Here is a 15909-nt window from a genome sequence, read left to right on the forward strand (position 1 = left end):
CAACGGGCTCAGCTCCAGCAACGGGCGGTTCTGATCCAACCGCCCGTTCGCACATTCTGGCAGATTTTCAGGACACAAGGGCGCAGGGAAGGCCGGGTGCCAGCTCGCACCGGCGGTCCGCTGCGCGAATATGTAGCGCAAGGAGACCGCACAGCAGCATACAGGTGAAGCCCAACACACGGCCCTCCCTGCGCAGGGGAAAACAATGATGCGCATAGAACTGTAGAGAACCGCATAGAGAGTCTAAGCCATTGATACGCCGTCAATTATCCCCATGTGATGCTATGAGCCTCTGTCGGCTTTTACACACGTCATCGCGACACTTCGCGAGACACGGGACACGATCATGGCACGCAAGGTTCGTCACAGCGCACTCGAAAGCCGCAGCGCGCGTTTGAAATTGCAGGTTCGCAGACGACCGTATAACGGCCCATCACTCGCGCGCGGCGTTTCGTTGATGTACCGGCGCAACGGGACCAACGGCACATGGGTGCTCAAGGCCAGCGACGGCCACGGAGCATATTGGACGAAAGCATTCGCGCTCGCCGACGACTTCGAGGACAGCAGCGGCAAGAATGTGCTGACATTCTACGAGGCCCAGGACGCGGCGAAGAAGCTGGCGCGCGGCAAGGATGGCAGCGCCGACACCGCACCGGTCACCATCGATGACGCGCTGACGGACTACAAACGCGATCTCGAAGCGCGTAATGCCAATCCCTACAACGCCGAATGGCCGCGCGTGCATTTGACTAGGGTGCTGCTTGCCAAGCCGGTGCAGCTCCTCACGGCGAGCGAACTGAAGAAATGGCGAGATGGCTTGCTCAGCAAGATCGGCCCTGCCGTGATCAACCGGCTCTCCAGATGCGCCTGCGCCGCACTGGAGTTGGCCGCGCAGCATGATCAGCGCATTCAGGACCGGCAACCGTGGCAGATTGGGCTCGCCGGCTTGCCGGATGCGCAGGGGGCGCGCAACGTCATCCTCTCAGACGACAAGATCCGCGAATTCGTCGCCACGGCCTATGGACACGATCGACAACTGGGACTCCTGACCGACACCTTGGCGGTCACTGGCGCACGACCCTCGCAGGCCGTCCGGCTGCGCGTCGAGGATCTGCATGATCATCCGGTGCGCCCGAATCTGCAGCGCGCCCTTCCAATCAATCGACCGCAGCCAGCGAACAGGTGGATATCCTAAAGCAGCGGGTAGCAATCCTCGAAAAGGAGAATGCCGAGCTGCGAGCCCAAGCTCCTCAGCAAGGACATCCATCTTTTAAAGATGACACCGCTCGTGTCCTAGTCCAGCTCTTCCGAGCTGATGGCATTGACAGTCGAAACACAAGATTGATTGCCCGCGCACTTGGAATAGCAGTATTCTGAAATATCACTCGATCGCTTAGACCAAGCAGGCCTCGCGACAGTCACGAGCGCCAACTACGTAAGCGGGACGGTATATTGGTCGCTCACGCCAGCTGGTCGGCAGAAGATTGTTAAACATGATCTAAGCTTCGGCTCCGGGCATTCACCGAGCCAGAGCCCTGCCTCTCGGCTTTCCGATGATCTCTCGAAGAAATCATCGGACGCGCGTGCCGAGCCGCGTCTAAAGGGGAAGTTTCGGAGAAGATATCTGATCGACCTTGCCCTGAGACATTTGCAGATAGGGCCGGTAGACAAATGGGACCCAGTAGGCGATGTCGCCGCTTGAAGAGGTTCGTTCCTCGAAGAAACCGACGTCGCGCAACTTGCGAGCGATCTTCAAGCGGCCGTCTCGCTCAACGCCACAATCGGCACGAACGCCATCGTCACCGCCAGAATGATTGACTTAAGCGCCCGGTGCGAACCGGGCGTTATCCTTTCAAGTTGCGCACCACGCGCCATGTGTTAGACCGCGCCCCCTCAACATTGAAGGAGCGCCAAGTTGGCCAAGAAGAAAAAGGTAATTCGCCGCGAGTGGACACCAGCCGAGCTGCGGACACTCAAGAAGCACTCGAAGGATCGGACGCCCGTTGTGAAGATCTCGAAAGAGATGAAGCGCAGCGTTGGCGCGCTGCGTCAGAAGGCGCTCGTATTGGGGTTTGGCTTGGGCCATCAGCGGTAATTGAAGGCTGGCTCGATCACACTCGGTCAGAAGCGCCCCGCCAGATTTCGATATTGGTTTGACATGAATCTGACGTGATCGGATGCAGACTATCGGTCGTGCAATGAGGCCCGCGGGGCGATCGCGGCCTCGTGCTTGGGGTTGAGGGCTCGCCATCAGCCAGCCCCGGCGAGCCCTCCCTCAGTCGGGAAAACTGACGTACTTCAGTCTACTGCAAGCGTGATTTGGATGAAATTGCACTTCACGGTATGTTTAGTTCTTCCGGGGCTGGCCGTTTACTTTTGATCCCGGTTGGCCGCAGTGGTCCGCCGCTGCGGCCTTTTCATTCACGGAGAGCGACACCCTCACGCCGCCGACAACATTTTCATACCAGCGCTGAGGCGCAGGAAGTGAGAGAGTCATCTGGCGCGCCTCCTCTGCCGCAGTTGCGCCTGCAGCTGTCAATCGGCGTTCAAATTTTGGACGCCGATCCCCCGGCTTAGGGGGTCAGGCCGAATGACACCTAGGTATTTTCTAGAAGCGCCGAGAAGGGTTTTTTCGAACGAAAGAGACCTCGCCTGGAATTAGCCACCCTACGCCTCACCCTTCGTTCGCCCGTCGCAGGAGGCCATGAGTTTCGGCAAAGTCCCCGCAGCATCCATCGCGGCGCACCAGCCAAAGACGATGGCGGGGCCGATCATTGTGCCTGGCCCTGGGTAAGTCCCGCGGAAGATCGAGGATGAATCGGTGCCGGCTGCGTACAGCCCGGACAGTATGTTCCCATCGCGAGACAATACCCGGGCGCATGCATCCGTGCGTAGGCCGGCGCTGCTGGCAAGATCCGTCGGCCAAACGGCGACTGCATAGTACGGTCCTGGTCCGATCCGCCGCAGACAAGGGTTCGGCTTGCTCTGGGGATCGCCGTTGAACCGGTTCAATTCGCTGGACCCTCGGCCGAAGTCTTCGTCGACACCGGTTTCGGCGTAGTGATTGTATCGCTCAACTGTCTGGCCAAGCTGGTCGCCATCAACACCGATATTGCCGGCCAACGCTTCAATCGTTTCCCCCTCGATCAAGTAGTTTGCTTGCAAGAACTCGTTCAAGTTCTTGGTGCCGGGATGAACCAGCCCGATGCCAAAGTCTTTGATGAAGGCATGATCGCAGATCAGGAAGGCCGGCGTCGCTGACGAGGCCGAAGCGTTCGAACGCAACATCGCTTCGACGAAGTCGTGGTAGGAGTCGGCCTCATTCACGAAGCGGCAGCCGGATTTGTTGACGGCCAGCAGTCCCGGCTTGGCGCGATCGAGCATGATGTGCGGGAAGACCGACACATGGCCGTCCGCCTGCGCCATCACCGAGCTCGGCATCCACAAGGCCGGGCTGTCGAGGTCACGCTCGATGGCGGCGCTGACGCGCTCGGCCGCCAGGATCCCGTCTCCGGTGTTGGAGGAAGGTGCGAGCGAAAATCGTCGCGCGGCATCTGGAAACAACCGTTCTCGAAGTTCGCGGCTCCAGCCGATGCCACCTGTTGCCAACACAACGCCCTTGCGGGCGCGTATGGCCACTTCTCCGCTCGGCGACGCGAGGACGGCACCGACGACATCATCGCCATCGCGGATGATCTCGCGAAGCCCCGTCTCAAATCGCAGTCCGACGCTGGCGCGACGGATGCTGTCCAAGAGTCTTGCAACCAGCGCATTGCCCATGATCAGGCGCGTTCCGCGCCTGTAGCTGATACGATCCAGCGCATGCCGGGCGAGAAGGCCAGCGACGTGCCGAAAATTCGTCCAGTTGCGGAAGGGCGCCAGCAGCGCCGGAATGTCCGCCTTTCCGACCATCATGCCGCCGAGAACCATGAATTCCCGGCGCGGCGGCCTGACGCGAACAAAATCATCGCCGAGCTTGCGGCCGTCGAACGGAACGGCGCCGAGCGCGCGGCCGCCGGTCGCTGCGCCCGGAAGCTGCTTGTAATCGGGATGGACCGGCGGTGCCGCGAACCGCACGCTCGTCTTCTGTTCGAGATAATCGAGGACAATTGGGCCAAGTTTCAGGAACGTGTCCAGGCGTTCGTCTGTTGCGTGCTCGCCGAGCATCCCGGCGAGATAAGTGCGCGCGGCGTCAACCGTGTCAGGCCTTCCGGCAAGCTGTCCTTGCCGGTTGCCCGGTATCCAGACGGTCCCGGCGGAGGTCGCGGTCGTCCCGCCGACCATTTCGGACTTTTCGCAAAGGATGACATCGAGCCCCTCGAGGGCCGCCACCAGTGCGGCCGTCATGCCGGCCGCACCTGCGCCTATGACCAGGAGATCGGTCTCGACATCCCAGGCGCGATCGCCTCGCGGCATCCCAATCACCCCTCCTCTCACGAAGCCGCGTGCGCCCTCTCGACCAGGGTTTTGGCCGCCGCGAGCGCGCGGCGCGCCCGCGTTTCGGCGCCAACGCTTTTCGCCAGCTCTACGGTCGGGACCTCGATGCTGATGGTCAGGCTGTCCGGCATCGCCTTCGTCAGTCCGACGAGGTCTATGCTGCCCTCGCCGGGAAACATCCGCTCCTCTCGCGCGGCATGGATGAGCTGCTCCGTCGTGGTCGGACGCTCGGCCGGGCCGTCGCAGAGCTGCCAGTAGTGAAGCCGCTGCGCCTGCGGAGATCCGCAAGCGAGCTTTGCGATCGATCGAAATGCAGCGCATCGACCAGGATACCGGCGGCGGGATGATCGATCTCGGCGACGATCCGCATCGCGGTCTTCAGGTCCGGAACGCTGGTCCACGGCATGAATTCAAGATCGGAGGTCAGCCCATACTTTGCCGCGGCTTCGCAAAACTGCCGGTAGCGATCCGAAAATCGCACCAAGTCGGGATCGTAGGCCGCGACGAGGATGTACTTGGCGCCGAGGCGCGCGCCTGTCTCGAAGAAGGGGGTGAAGGATGCGACGTCGGTCTCCGGCCTGAATGCAACGACCTCGAGATCGGCGACGGTCACGCCCGTCGACTGCAACCGCTGCAGCGTTTCCCTCAAGAGCAGCGCATCGTCCATCAGGCGATAGGCGACCCCTCCGGGCGTCGCGGGCGACAGCCTGAGCCCGACTTGTTCGTAGCCGCAGCGTGCCGCCAGTTCGATCATCTCGGGCGGCGGAAGCTCGAGCACGGTCAGCGCGGCGAGCGAGAAATTTGCCATCAGCCATAATCCGCGATGCGGGCGTCGAGCGCAAACATGCTGTGGTAGATCTCAGGCTCGCTCGCCCCGTCCAGGACGTCAGGCGAAATCGCGCGCGCCTGCTGCAAGGCGGCCTGCAATGAGGCCACGTCGAGCGCCTCGATCAACAGAAGCCCCGCGAAGAAGCCCTCGTTCTTCCGCATGCCCTTCTCAGCCGTCGGTACCGACGTCCGGGCCTCGTCGGTCGCTCCGATCTGCACTGCGGCGACCCCGTCGCACGCAACGAGCGCCTGAGCCAATTTCGTGGGGTCTCCAGGCAATGTCTCGATCCGAAGCGCCATGATCGTGGCCCCCTCGCCCCGCCCTGCCCGTGCGACCATCATGCCCCCGCCCCGCATGAAATTGCCAAGCTTTGGCATGATGCGCTGCGACCACGGCGTCGGCGCGTTGAGGCGCGCCAGGTAGGCCTTGCCATCGAGGACTTCGGGTGCTTCCAGCTCGTACAGGATGAAGAAGCGGCTGATGTCCTCCCTGGCCGCGCGGAACACACGCGATGCCAGGAAGCCTTTGGTCGTCACGCGCTCGGTCGTGTGCTCGCGCGTCAGCCAGTGCCGGTAATCGGTCAGGTCGTCCGCCGCGACGTCGCTCCAGATGGCGAGAAATCCCGCTCCGCGCATCTCCGCTCTCCCTGCTACGTCTTGCCGGCGGCCGCAAGCCCGTGAAGAGCCGACGGGATCTTTTCAGGCAATTGTCCGAGCCGCTGAACGGCCGCCAGGATCGCGGCAAGATAGCCGTATGGGCCCAAACCGCAAATGACCGCCGTGCAGGCGCTCGACGTGATGGAGTGGCGGTGAAGCTCGTCGCGGGCATGAATGTTCGAGATGTGGACCTCGATCTTCACGCCCTCGAAGATCTTCAACGCATCGATCAGCGCGATCGACGTGAAGGAATAGGCCGCTGGGTTCATGATGATCGCATCCGCCTTGCCATGGGCGGACTGGACCAGGTTGACGAGCTCGCCTTCCATGTTGGACTGGTGGAACGAGATCGAAACGCCGAGTTGACTGGCCAGGGCCTGGCAGCTGTCCTCGATCTGCTTCAGTGTCGTCGAGCCATAGATGTGCGGCTCCCTGATGCCGAGGAAATTGAGATTTGGTCCATTGAGGATCATAATCCGTGCGGTCATTATTGGTCCCTCGTTTTCCTTTGCCAACGCGACTAGCCGCCAAACCATTTGGCCGGGATCGTCACCAGTCCCGGGAACAGCACCATCGCGAACAGAACGATCAGCTGCGCGATCATGAAGGGCCAGACGCCTTTGATGATATCCTCCATGCTGATCCTGGAGACGCCGCAGACGACGTTGAGCACGATGCCGACCGGTGGCGTGATGAGACCGATCGAATTGTTGATGATGAAGAGTACGCCGAAATAGACAGGGTCGATGTGCGCCGCCTTGATGATCGGCATGAGGATCGGCGTCAGGATAAGGATCGTCGGCGTCATGTCGAGCGCCGTGCCTACGATCACCACGACCACCATGATCGCGAGCATCAGGATCGTATTGTTTCCCATGAAGGGCTTCAGGAGATCGACGACCTGGGCGGAGATCTCGGACACCGTGATGAGCCAGGACGACACCAGCGCTGCGGCGACGAGGAACATGACGACGCTCGTCGTCACGGCAGACGACACCAGAACGGCGTAAACCTCCGACCATTTGAGCTCGCGATAGATGCAGGTCGCGACGAACAGCGAATAGACGGCGACAACGACGCCGGCCTCGGTCGGCGTGAAGATGCCGAAGCGCAGGCCCACGATGATGATCCCTGGCAGCATGAGCGCCCAGAAACCGTCGACGATGGCGTGGAGGATTTCGCGTAGCGAGGCCCTCGGCGGCGGCGACAGGTTCTCCTTGCGCACGACCCAATACCAGGCGGCGCAGAGGCCCAATCCAAGCAGGAGGCCGGGAACGATGCCGGCGAGAAACAGCTTGGAGATCGATACGTTGGCGGCAACGCCGAAGATCACGAAACCGATGCTGGGCGGGATGACTGGGCCGATGACGCCGCCAGCGGCCACAAGACCCGCCGCGTAGGTCTTCTTGTGTCCCGCTGCCACCATCATCGGCACCAGCAACGCTGCGAGCGCGGCTGCGTCGGCCGCGGCGGACCCTGACAGCGACGACAAGATACAGGCCGCCATGATCGTGACGTAGCCCAAACCGCCCCGGAAATGCCCGACCGCAACGAGGGCAACGTTGACGATGCGCTTGGCCAGCCCTCCCTTGTTCATGATCTCGCCGGCGAGCATGAAGAAGGGAATGGCCATCAGCGGAAAACTGTCGGCGCCGTTGATGACGTTCTGCGCCACAATCTGGGAGTCGAACATGTCGATCGTACTCATCAGGGCGACGCCGCAGATGAGGAGTGCAAAGGCGATCGGCATGCCCAGCGCCATGGCGCCGAGCAACGAGAACGTGAAGACAGCGATCGTCATGGCATGATCCAGGTGACGCGATGGGGATGAACGGACACGGCGGCGATGTCGGACATCACTGCTCCTCCGATTCCCTGACAGCCACCATCTCCTCTTCGGTCCCCTGCCCGCTGATCACCCGGTACAGGTCGTAGAGAAGGATAATTGCGGCTGACACGCCAAAAATCACGCCGACCGCGTAGAAGATGCCGATGGAAAGACCGGTGGCCGGTGCGCGGTCGTCAATGTTGATGATGGTCTGGCGCCAGCTTCCCGAGAGCAGCAGCCAGTCGGCAAACAACATCAGGCAATAGTTGATGACGAAGCAGATGCGCTTGCCGGAGGCCGGCAGTATCCGGACCAGGGTGTCGACGCCGAGATGGGCGTGCTCGCGCAACGCGACGATGGCGCCGAGGAAGGTCAGCCAGACCAGGAGCCAGCGCGACAGCTCCTCGGAAATCGTGATCCCGGAGTTGAAGCCGTAACGCAGGACCACGTTGCCGAAGACCAGGACCACCATGACCGCGAGACTCGCGGCAATGACGGCTTTCAGGAACGTGCAATAGAGGTCGAGAGCTCGAGCCATGCGTGACGTCCAGGCAAATGAGGGGCGTGAGCCGGCCATAGGCCGGCTCTGCCGCCTGTGTGATGGAGTGGTCGACTACTTCACTTCCTTGCGGATACGCTCGACCTCGTCGTTGAAGAGCTTCACCGTATCGGAACGAAGGTTGGCCGAGATCTTGTCCGCGACGGGTTGCGCCGTCTTGCGCATGCGGTCGGTCTCTTCGGGAGCGATCGCGTTGTACTGCATGCCCTTGGCCTGCAATTCGGCCAGGGCCTTTTCGGTCTGCAGGCGCGTCTGCTCCTTCTGATAGCCGCGGCTTTCTTCATAAGCCTCGTGCATCAGGCGCTGCTCGGTCGGCGACAGCTTGTCCCAGAATGCCTTGCTCACCAGAATGATGTTTAGGGTGAAGGTGTGATTTGTGGCGGAGACGTATTTCTGCACTTCGTAGAATTTGTTGGAGAGGATGACCGTGTATGGATTCTCCTCGCCGTCGACGGTGCGGGTCTCCAGCGCCGAATACAGCTCACCGAAAGCCATTGGGACCGGATTGGCCTTAAAGGCACCGAAGGTTTCGAGATAGACCGGGTTCGGAATCACGCGAAGCTTGAGGCCGCTGAAGTCCTCAAGCTTGGTGATGGGGCGAGTGCTGTTGGTGACGTTGCGGAAGCCCAGGCCCCAATATCCGAGACCAATCAGCCCCTTCGATGGCAATGTATCGAGCATCGCCTTGCCAAATTTGCCGGTCGCCAGAACGTCGGCCTGTTCGGTCGTGTTGAAGAGGAACGGGAAATCGACGAGGCCGAACTCCGGAATGACGGTCGCGAGCGATGTCGTCGAGGCCGACAGCATCTCCTGCGTGCCGCCGCGCAGCGCTGATTGTTGCTGCAATTCGTTGCCGAGCTGTGAGGCCGCGAACTCGCGGATCTTCATCTTGCCCCCGCTCTTCGCCAGCAGGATCTCGGCAAATTTTTGCACGCCAAAGCTGACGGGGTGATCGGTGTTGTTCAGGTGGCCCCACCTGATCGTGCGCTCCTGAATGTCCTCAGCGGCTGCACCGACCGTCAGCGCCACGCAGATCGCCGTCGCTGACAGCGCCCGTACCAACAAGCTCATCGTTTCCTCCCTGTTCGCTGGGGCACGAACGGCGGCTTAAGCCATTGTTTTCTGTACCCTCAGCTTATTTACACATCATACATATATTTCGATGTCAAACGACAATCTCACTTTCATCTGAGATTTCTATATATGTCTGATGCCAAAAGTTTGCTATATTGCTGGCAACATTGATGGTTCAGCCTCCTGAGGGATGGCCGGCAGTCCGGACAAGCGGGATTAGAGAGCATGACGTCGGTTGAGGAACGGCCCCTGTCGGCGGGCGACAGCGGTTATCAGCGCATCCGGTCCGACATCATCTTCGGCGTGCTCACGCCATCCGGACGTCTCAAGCTCGATGCCATGAAGGAAGATTACGGCGTCAGCATCAGCACGCTGCGTGAGATCCTCAATCGTCTGACGTCCGAGGGTTTTGTTGTTGCCGAAGGCCAGCGTGGATTCGAGGTGGCGCCGATCTCGATCCAGAACCTGCGCGAGCTCGCGGATCTGCGCATCCTGCTCGAGCATCACGCGATGGCCGAGTCGTTCCGTGCCGGCGACGTCGAGTGGGAGGGACGTGTGGTCTCAGCGCATCACAAGCTTGCGGCGACCGAACGCACCGTCCTTGCAGAAGGCGACGATCCCGAATTGCGCAAGCGCTATGACGGCGAGTTCCACCAGGCGCTGATCTCGAGCTGCGGGTCGCGCGAGTTGATGCACACCCACGCGATCGTCTTCGACAAATACTTCCGCTATGCGCTGCGCTATCGGGGCACGGAGACCATCAACCAGCACAAGGCATTGCTGGAATGCGCCCTGAAGCGGGACATCAAGAGAGCCAGGACCGTCCTCAGCGAGCACATCAATGGCTGCGTCGCGCATGCCCTGTCCTCCTGGAAGGACAGCTGACCGCCCTCGCCCGCCAAAAAGTTCAAGTCGTCGACGAAGAAGAACGGTAGATGCACGCCAACATTCCGTTCTCCACGACCAGGCTTGACGGCTTGCTCGACGACTTCGGCATCGACGTCCTGATCGTCACCTCGAAGCACAACATTCAGTACCTTCTCGGCGGGTACTATCACTTCCAGTTCGATCACATGGAAGCCATCGGCATCAGCCGGTACCTGCCCGTCTTCGTCTACGTGAAGGGCGCGCCGGACAGGTCGGCCTATATTGCCAACCGGAACGAGCGGGACAGCGTTCTGAACCGAACGAACGCCGGATATTGGATGCCGCCGGTCGTGTTCGGATCGTCAACCGCAGTCGAGGCGATGACGCTCGCCCTCAAGCATCTAAAGTCCGTCGCAACGCCTGCGCTTCGTGTTGGGGCGGAGATGTCGTTCCTGCCCGCCGATGCAGCGGACGTGCTAGGCAGGGACCTTCCCGATTGCCAGCTCGTCGAGGCGATGCGTCCGCTCGAAAAACTGCGTTCGATCAAGACTGCTGGCGAGCTGGAAATCCTGCGCGAGGCGTCAGAGTGGGTGGTCGCCTCGATGATGGACGCGGTCAACCACACCCGCCCCGGACACAGCAAGCGCGAGATCATCGCTCATCTGCGACAGGCCGAACTGTCCCGCGACATGATCTTCGAATACGCCCTCGTGACGATGGGGACGAGTCTCAATCGAGCTCCGTCGGAGCAGCGGCTCGAACCGGGCGACATCGTGTCGCTGGATTCGGGCGGCAATTTCAGGGGGTACATCGGCGACCTCTGCCGCATGGCCGTGCACGGAGCTCCCGACGATGAGCTCGTCGATCTCCTCGTGGAGATCGACCTGATCCAGCAGGCGGCCCGCGCACCGATACGGGCGGGTCTCATCGGCGGCGATATCTACGCCGCCGCGAACGAAGCACTGGCGCGGTCCCCTCACGGCAAACAGATGCACTTCGTCGCCCATGGCATGGGCATCGTCAGCCACGAAGCGCCGCGCCTGACGGCGAGCGGCCCCATTCCCTACCCCGCCGACGACGCCAACGCGCCTTTGGAGGCCGGCATGGTCATCTCGATCGAGACCACGTTGCCCCACCCGCGACGAGGCTTCATCAAGCTCGAGGATACCATCGCTGTGACCTCGGACGGTTATCAGGCCTTTGGCGACAGCGGGCGCGGCTGGAATCGGATTCCGGCATGACTACGAATTCGATTTCCCCGCACAGGGTCGAGACCGCGGTCGCCAGCGCGGATATTCTCGGCGAGACGCCACTGTGGTGCGACCGGTCCCGCAAGCTGTGGTGGGTCGACATCGACGGCAGGCTGCATCAATCCTTCGATCCGGCAACGGGCGCTCACCACGTTTCCTCCTACGATTGCCAATTCCTCGGCAGCCAGGCCTTGACGGCGGACGGCTCGCATCTACTCGCGCAGGATTTGCGTCTCTACAGTCGCGCTTCCGACGATGTTCCTCCTGTCCAATTCTGTGACGTCGAAAGCGGCCTGGACAACCGGCTCAACGACGGCCGCGTGGACGCGCGCGGCCGCCTGTGGATCGGCACCAGCATCGTCCGAACGGCTCGCTGTATCGCGTGACCGGCGACGGTCAGGTGGCGCACATGTTCGGCGACGTCATCGTCACCAACGGGATCGCGTTCTCGCCGGACAATCGCACTCTCTATTTCACGGACACGCGGCGATACTGCACCTGGATGTTCGACTTCGATCTAGACGACGGTGTGATCCGCAATAGACGCTTGTTTGCGGATTACAGCGCCTCGCAGGAGAGACCCGACGGCGCCTGCGTCGATGTTGCCGGTGGGCTGTGGACGGCTTTCTTTTCGGGCGGCCGGGTAGTGCGGTATCGGCCGGATGGGCAGATCGACACCGTTATCCCGCTGCCTGTGAGCAATCCGACGTGCCTGTGCTTTGGCGGCAGCGATCTCAAGACACTATTCGTAACGACGGCCAGAAAATTCCTGGACCAGCAGCGGTTACCCATCGAATCTCAGGCCGGTCATGTTCTTGCCATTCAAGGGGTCGCGCAGGGGCTTGCGGAACACCGATTCTTGTCAGCTCATTCTGACTTGGCGCCCTGCTGATGCCCGCGGTTGGCCCATATGCGACGTGGCTTTGGACACCGCAAATGTCTGCTCTTCGGGGTAGACCGGAAGTAATCGACCCGCGGCCCAAACGGCGCGATTGACCCATTGCGGAAGTGCGGTGCTTCAGTGGGATGCTGACGTTCGAGCGCGGCCTAGAATGAGCAGCGCCAGAAGCGCAAACGGCCCAAAGATTAAGGCCGTCGAAAGCCAAGTCTTTGTAGATCGGCCACGGTCGCGCGCCATGTCATAGGCAGCAGGCATACAGGCCATCGCGAAATTCTGTATACTTGGCCTCTGCTGCTCCATGCGCCAAATGAATTGGGGTTGAGCGTGGCCGCCCGGTCCGCCATTTCGATCTCACGTTCACTGTCGCCGACCAAGAATGCCGAGTTCACAGCAGCCAGGGCTAACGTTTGCGGATCATCATCGTCGACGCTCAATGCCAAGCGAGAAAGCCGAACAGCTTCTTTGCGGTCAAATTGGGGATCGTCAGCATAGCCCCAAATGACGTTTTGCGTGTGACAGGCACCTGCTAGAGCCGCGACTAAGTCGAACCGAGGGTCTAACTCCAAGGCGCGGTGAGCAAACCTGATCGCCTCGGCCAACCCTTCACGGGTCGCTAGGTAAAACTGCTGCAGGGCGCGGAGATAATAATCATATGTGGTGAGGTTCTCCGGTCGCCGCCGCGTCGATATTGCAATTTCTGCTTGAAGCAATTTTGGCTGGATGGCTGAGACAACGGCGACCGTGACTTCGTCCTGGAGAGCAAAAATGTCTGTCAGGTCACGCTCAAACCTGTCCGTCCAGATGTGCGCGCCAGTGACCGCATCGATCAACTGCCCTGTGATGCGGACTTTGCCCGACGCCTTGCGAACAGCCCCCTCAAGGACATAGCGCACGCCAAGCCTGCGTCCGACCTCCTTGATATCGACGGCTTTGCCTTTAAAGGTGAAGCTCGAATTGCGAGCGATCACGAACAGCGATTTGAACCGCGAGAGCGCCGTAGTAATCTCCTCAACCATTCCATCCGCAAAATACTCCTGCTCGGGATCGCCGCTCATGTTCTCGAACGGCAGCACGGCGAGGGAGGGCCTGTCGGGGAGCGCAAGAGCGCTCGCGGACTCATCGCCGGGATTTGGGCTGGCAACTTCTCGCGCCTCCCGCACCTCTCCGACGAAACGGAATCCCTTGCGCTGTAACGTCTTGATCAGGCGCTGTTCCTCCCCAGAATCGCCGATTGCGCTTCGGGCGCCATTCAGTCGGGTCGTCAGTGCTGCATCCGAAACGCTGCGCCCATTCCAAACAGCATTGATGAGGTCGTCTTTACTGACGACGCGCTCCCTGTTGCGGATCAGGTAATCAAGCAGATCGAACACCTGTGGTGCGACGGAGACGACGTCCGCCCCGCGATGCAGCTCGCGCCGGTCAGTGTCGAATACGTACTCCTCGAAGAGATAGCGCAAAATGCGAATCCCGTTGGATGAGGGCTCCCATAACCGGGTAGCGCTTTGGCCTAGCTGGAAGTCGCAAGATTAAGCTGCCGGTGAGGAAAATGTAAGCTGCCAGTCAAGAGTACTCGCCGATCTCGCGGCATCCTCGTGCCGGTGGAAAAACACCGCCCAGGAGACATCGCAATGACCACGGCGCACGGCACCAAGTGGCTGGAATGGACATCCGTATCGACCCGGTATGTCTCCAGCTTCATCTGGAAATGTTGGGATGCCTTTCAGGAGCGCCGCGAACGCCAAAAATTGAGCGCCATTTTGTCCGACCTAAGTGACGGAGAACTGATGGATATCGGCACCACACGCAGCGAGATCGACTATGTCGCCTCGCACCGAGGTATTGACCCGCGCGGCATCCGATTCGGCGAATGGCTGCGATATCTGCCAACGGTGGACGGCCAGATTGGGCCCACCGACTTCCGATAGGGGTCATCGCTTCGTCTTGAGCGTGGTCGGGCCGCCTCCGGTCTACCCCAACTCCGGTCATACCACTGCGTTGCATCAAAACGACGCCAGGGGCCAGGGGCAGACATTTGCCCGACCGGTATGTTGCCATATCGCCGCCACGAGGTTGTTCGGCAGTGGGGAGGTTCAAATGAAGCAAATCAGCCGCAGAGTTATACTCGGAACGGCCGCCGCTGTTGCGGCGACGCCAGCCTTCGCCGAAGGATGTCAGGTGGGACCACCGCCGCATCACAAAGGGCAGCCGGTCTTCTTGGATTACGACCAGCTCGAACTCGATGCGTCCTACGATCAAACTTACTACGAACCTCTTATCACCGATGTGGGCAAACGTCTGGGCAGCAACAGTGAAGCCATGCGCGCGCGTATCGGTGCGCCGCAGCGCGTAGCGTATGGGCCGACGGAAATCGAGAAGCTCGATATTTACCGAGCCAGCCGGCGCAAAGCGCCAGTGTTCGTCTTTATCCATGGCGGCAATTGGCTAGTGGGCTCAGCAGCCGGGTACGGCTATCCCGCCGAATGTTCATCAACGCTGGCGCGCACTATGTGGCGCTGGATTTCATTGCCATCAAGGAGGCCAGTGGGGACCTCGGGACGATGGCGGCCCAGGTGCGGAAGGGCATCGCTTGGGTCTACAAGAATGCCGCGAGCTTCGATGGCGATCCGGAGCGCATCTTTGTTGGAGGCCACTCTTCGGGTGGTCACCTCTGTGCCGTCGCCCTCACCACGGACTGGCAGAAGGAGTTCGGGCTTCCTGAAAACACAGTGAAGGGCGGATTATGCATGAGCGGCTTGTACGACATGACGCCTGTGCGCCTCTCGTGGCGCCGCAGCTACGTAAACTTCACCGACCCGTTGGCTGATGCTATGAGCCCAAAGCGGCACATCGATAAGCTACACGCGCCGATCACTGTCACATTTGGCACGCTCGAGAGCCCCGACTTTCAGCGCCAGAGCCGTGACTTCGCCGCTGCAGTCAAAGCGGCGGGTAAAGATTTGCAAGTGATCGAATCACCTAACTATCATCATCTGGAGATGGCGGAATCGCTTGGCAATCCGTATGGACCCAATGGTCGCGCGGCGCTCGCGATGATGAAGCTTGTGCCGACGTGAATAGGAATCCATCACGGTTCCGCCTTTTCGGCTCAACCGACCGACTCCTCAAGGTTCCCGAAGAAAGTCAACCATGTCTCAAATGGGTCCTGGCTGTGTAGAAACACGAAAGATCGAAACGCGGCGAGAATTACATTCTTCATTTCGTGCTTTAAGTTGGGCGCGCTTGCGAGTTTGGGGGTTCAGAGGGCCGAGGACGAATAGCTTCTTCTATCGCGCCTCGGCGTGCAGATGTCGGGCAGCCCTAACTTGGTCAGTCGCGTCAATTTCGGTCGCTTGGCTGGATGTCCGCTTAGCCCCCAACAGCGGCGCTAGAGCAGACATTCCGGGACCGCCGCTTCGGGCCAATAGCGGAAGTAGTGGCCGCCGGGCTCAGAGAGGTGCTCGGCCCTGTGTTAGAGCCGATCCCGGCGGACGAACCTTTTTGAAAACGG

16 protein-coding genes and 1 pseudogene are annotated in these 15909 nt (G+C 60.7%); 7 read left to right on the forward strand and 10 right to left on the reverse strand.

The window, feature by feature from the left end:
- The first annotated feature begins 346 nt into the window (after nucleotides 1–346).
- Nucleotides 347–1195: a hypothetical protein gene (locus AC629_RS31610; protein ID WP_245332052.1), complete on the forward strand. Its 849-nt coding sequence runs from the start codon at nucleotides 347–349 to the stop codon at nucleotides 1193–1195.
- 402 nt (nucleotides 1196–1597) lie between these two features.
- Here AC629_RS31610 and AC629_RS47190 read toward each other — a convergent pair whose 3' ends face one another.
- The gene (locus AC629_RS47190) at nucleotides 1598–1756 is read right to left on the reverse strand and encodes a hypothetical protein (protein ID WP_168195622.1); all 159 of its coding nucleotides are present in this window, start codon (nucleotides 1754–1756) and stop codon (nucleotides 1598–1600) included.
- A gap of 159 nt (nucleotides 1757–1915) precedes the next feature.
- Between AC629_RS47190 and AC629_RS31615 the strand changes: the two genes are divergently transcribed.
- Nucleotides 1916–2095: a hypothetical protein gene (locus tag AC629_RS31615; protein WP_084808748.1), complete on the forward strand. Its 180-nt coding sequence runs from the start codon at nucleotides 1916–1918 to the stop codon at nucleotides 2093–2095.
- Nucleotides 2096–2667: 572 nt separating this feature from the next.
- On the opposite strand, the gene AC629_RS31620 is transcribed toward AC629_RS31615, so the two are convergent.
- The 8 genes from AC629_RS31620 to AC629_RS31650 all read right to left on the reverse strand — a co-directional run bounded on the left by AC629_RS31620 (nucleotide 2668) and on the right by AC629_RS31650 (nucleotide 9380).
- Nucleotides 2668–4416: an FAD-dependent oxidoreductase gene (locus tag AC629_RS31620; protein WP_084808749.1), complete on the reverse strand. Its 1749-nt coding sequence runs from the start codon at nucleotides 4414–4416 to the stop codon at nucleotides 2668–2670.
- 17 nt (nucleotides 4417–4433) lie between these two features.
- The gene (locus AC629_RS47840) at nucleotides 4434–4616 is read right to left on the reverse strand and encodes a hypothetical protein (protein WP_210419133.1); all 183 of its coding nucleotides are present in this window, start codon (nucleotides 4614–4616) and stop codon (nucleotides 4434–4436) included.
- Nucleotides 4592–5245, reverse strand: a complete 654-nt coding sequence (locus tag AC629_RS31625; protein WP_210419134.1) for a sugar phosphate isomerase/epimerase family protein — start codon at nucleotides 5243–5245, stop codon at nucleotides 4592–4594. The genes AC629_RS47840 and AC629_RS31625 overlap by 25 nt, the downstream gene beginning before the upstream one ends.
- Entirely contained in the window at nucleotides 5245–5901 is a 657-nt protein-coding gene (locus AC629_RS31630; protein ID WP_084808750.1) for a hypothetical protein, read from the reverse strand. The genes AC629_RS31625 and AC629_RS31630 overlap by 1 nt, the downstream gene beginning before the upstream one ends.
- Nucleotides 5902–5915: 14 nt before the next feature.
- Nucleotides 5916–6410, reverse strand: a complete 495-nt coding sequence (locus tag AC629_RS31635) for a type II 3-dehydroquinate dehydratase (protein WP_084808751.1) — start codon at nucleotides 6408–6410, stop codon at nucleotides 5916–5918.
- A gap of 32 nt (nucleotides 6411–6442) precedes the next feature.
- Nucleotides 6443–7723 carry a TRAP transporter large permease gene (locus AC629_RS31640; protein WP_084808752.1) on the reverse strand — a complete coding sequence of 427 codons (1281 nt, stop codon included), beginning with the start codon at nucleotides 7721–7723 and terminating at the stop codon, nucleotides 6443–6445.
- A gap of 55 nt (nucleotides 7724–7778) precedes the next feature.
- Nucleotides 7779–8288, reverse strand: a complete 510-nt coding sequence (locus AC629_RS31645) for a TRAP transporter small permease (RefSeq protein WP_084808753.1) — start codon at nucleotides 8286–8288, stop codon at nucleotides 7779–7781.
- Nucleotides 8289–8363: 75 nt separating this feature from the next.
- Nucleotides 8364–9380: a TRAP transporter substrate-binding protein gene (locus AC629_RS31650; protein ID WP_084808754.1), complete on the reverse strand. Its 1017-nt coding sequence runs from the start codon at nucleotides 9378–9380 to the stop codon at nucleotides 8364–8366.
- A 228-nt stretch (nucleotides 9381–9608) separates the two neighbouring features.
- Here AC629_RS31650 and AC629_RS31655 point away from each other — a divergent pair, with 228 nt between their 5' ends.
- The 3 genes and pseudogenes from AC629_RS31655 to AC629_RS31665 all read left to right on the forward strand — a co-directional run bounded on the left by AC629_RS31655 (nucleotide 9609) and on the right by AC629_RS31665 (nucleotide 12392).
- Entirely contained in the window at nucleotides 9609–10268 is a 660-nt protein-coding gene (locus AC629_RS31655; protein ID WP_084808755.1) for a GntR family transcriptional regulator, read from the forward strand.
- Nucleotides 10269–10318: 50 nt separating this feature from the next.
- Nucleotides 10319–11491, forward strand: a complete 1173-nt coding sequence (locus AC629_RS31660) for a M24 family metallopeptidase (protein ID WP_084808756.1) — start codon at nucleotides 10319–10321, stop codon at nucleotides 11489–11491.
- Nucleotides 11488–12392: pseudogene (locus tag AC629_RS31665) on the forward strand (SMP-30/gluconolactonase/LRE family protein). Before AC629_RS31660 ends, AC629_RS31665 begins: the two are co-directional and overlap by 4 nt.
- Nucleotides 12393–12586: 194 nt before the next feature.
- On the opposite strand, the gene AC629_RS31670 reads toward AC629_RS31665, so the two are convergent.
- A complete protein-coding gene (locus tag AC629_RS31670; protein WP_245332053.1) occupies nucleotides 12587–13858 on the reverse strand; it encodes a winged helix-turn-helix domain-containing protein in 1272 nt (423 codons plus the stop codon).
- A gap of 171 nt (nucleotides 13859–14029) precedes the next feature.
- On the opposite strand from AC629_RS31670, the gene AC629_RS31675 reads away from it, so the two are divergent.
- Both AC629_RS31675 and AC629_RS31680 read left to right on the forward strand, forming a co-directional pair.
- The gene (locus AC629_RS31675; RefSeq protein WP_084808757.1) at nucleotides 14030–14326 is read left to right on the forward strand and encodes a DUF1127 domain-containing protein; all 297 of its coding nucleotides are present in this window, start codon (nucleotides 14030–14032) and stop codon (nucleotides 14324–14326) included.
- A 555-nt stretch (nucleotides 14327–14881) separates the two neighbouring features.
- Nucleotides 14882–15475 carry an alpha/beta hydrolase gene (locus tag AC629_RS31680; RefSeq protein ID WP_084808758.1) on the forward strand — a complete coding sequence of 198 codons (594 nt, stop codon included), beginning with the start codon at nucleotides 14882–14884 and terminating at the stop codon, nucleotides 15473–15475.
- Nucleotides 15476–15909 lie beyond the last annotated feature (434 nt).

The organism is Bradyrhizobium sp. NAS80.1, assembly GCF_001908205.1.
Lineage (GTDB): Bacteria > Pseudomonadota > Alphaproteobacteria > Rhizobiales > Xanthobacteraceae > Bradyrhizobium.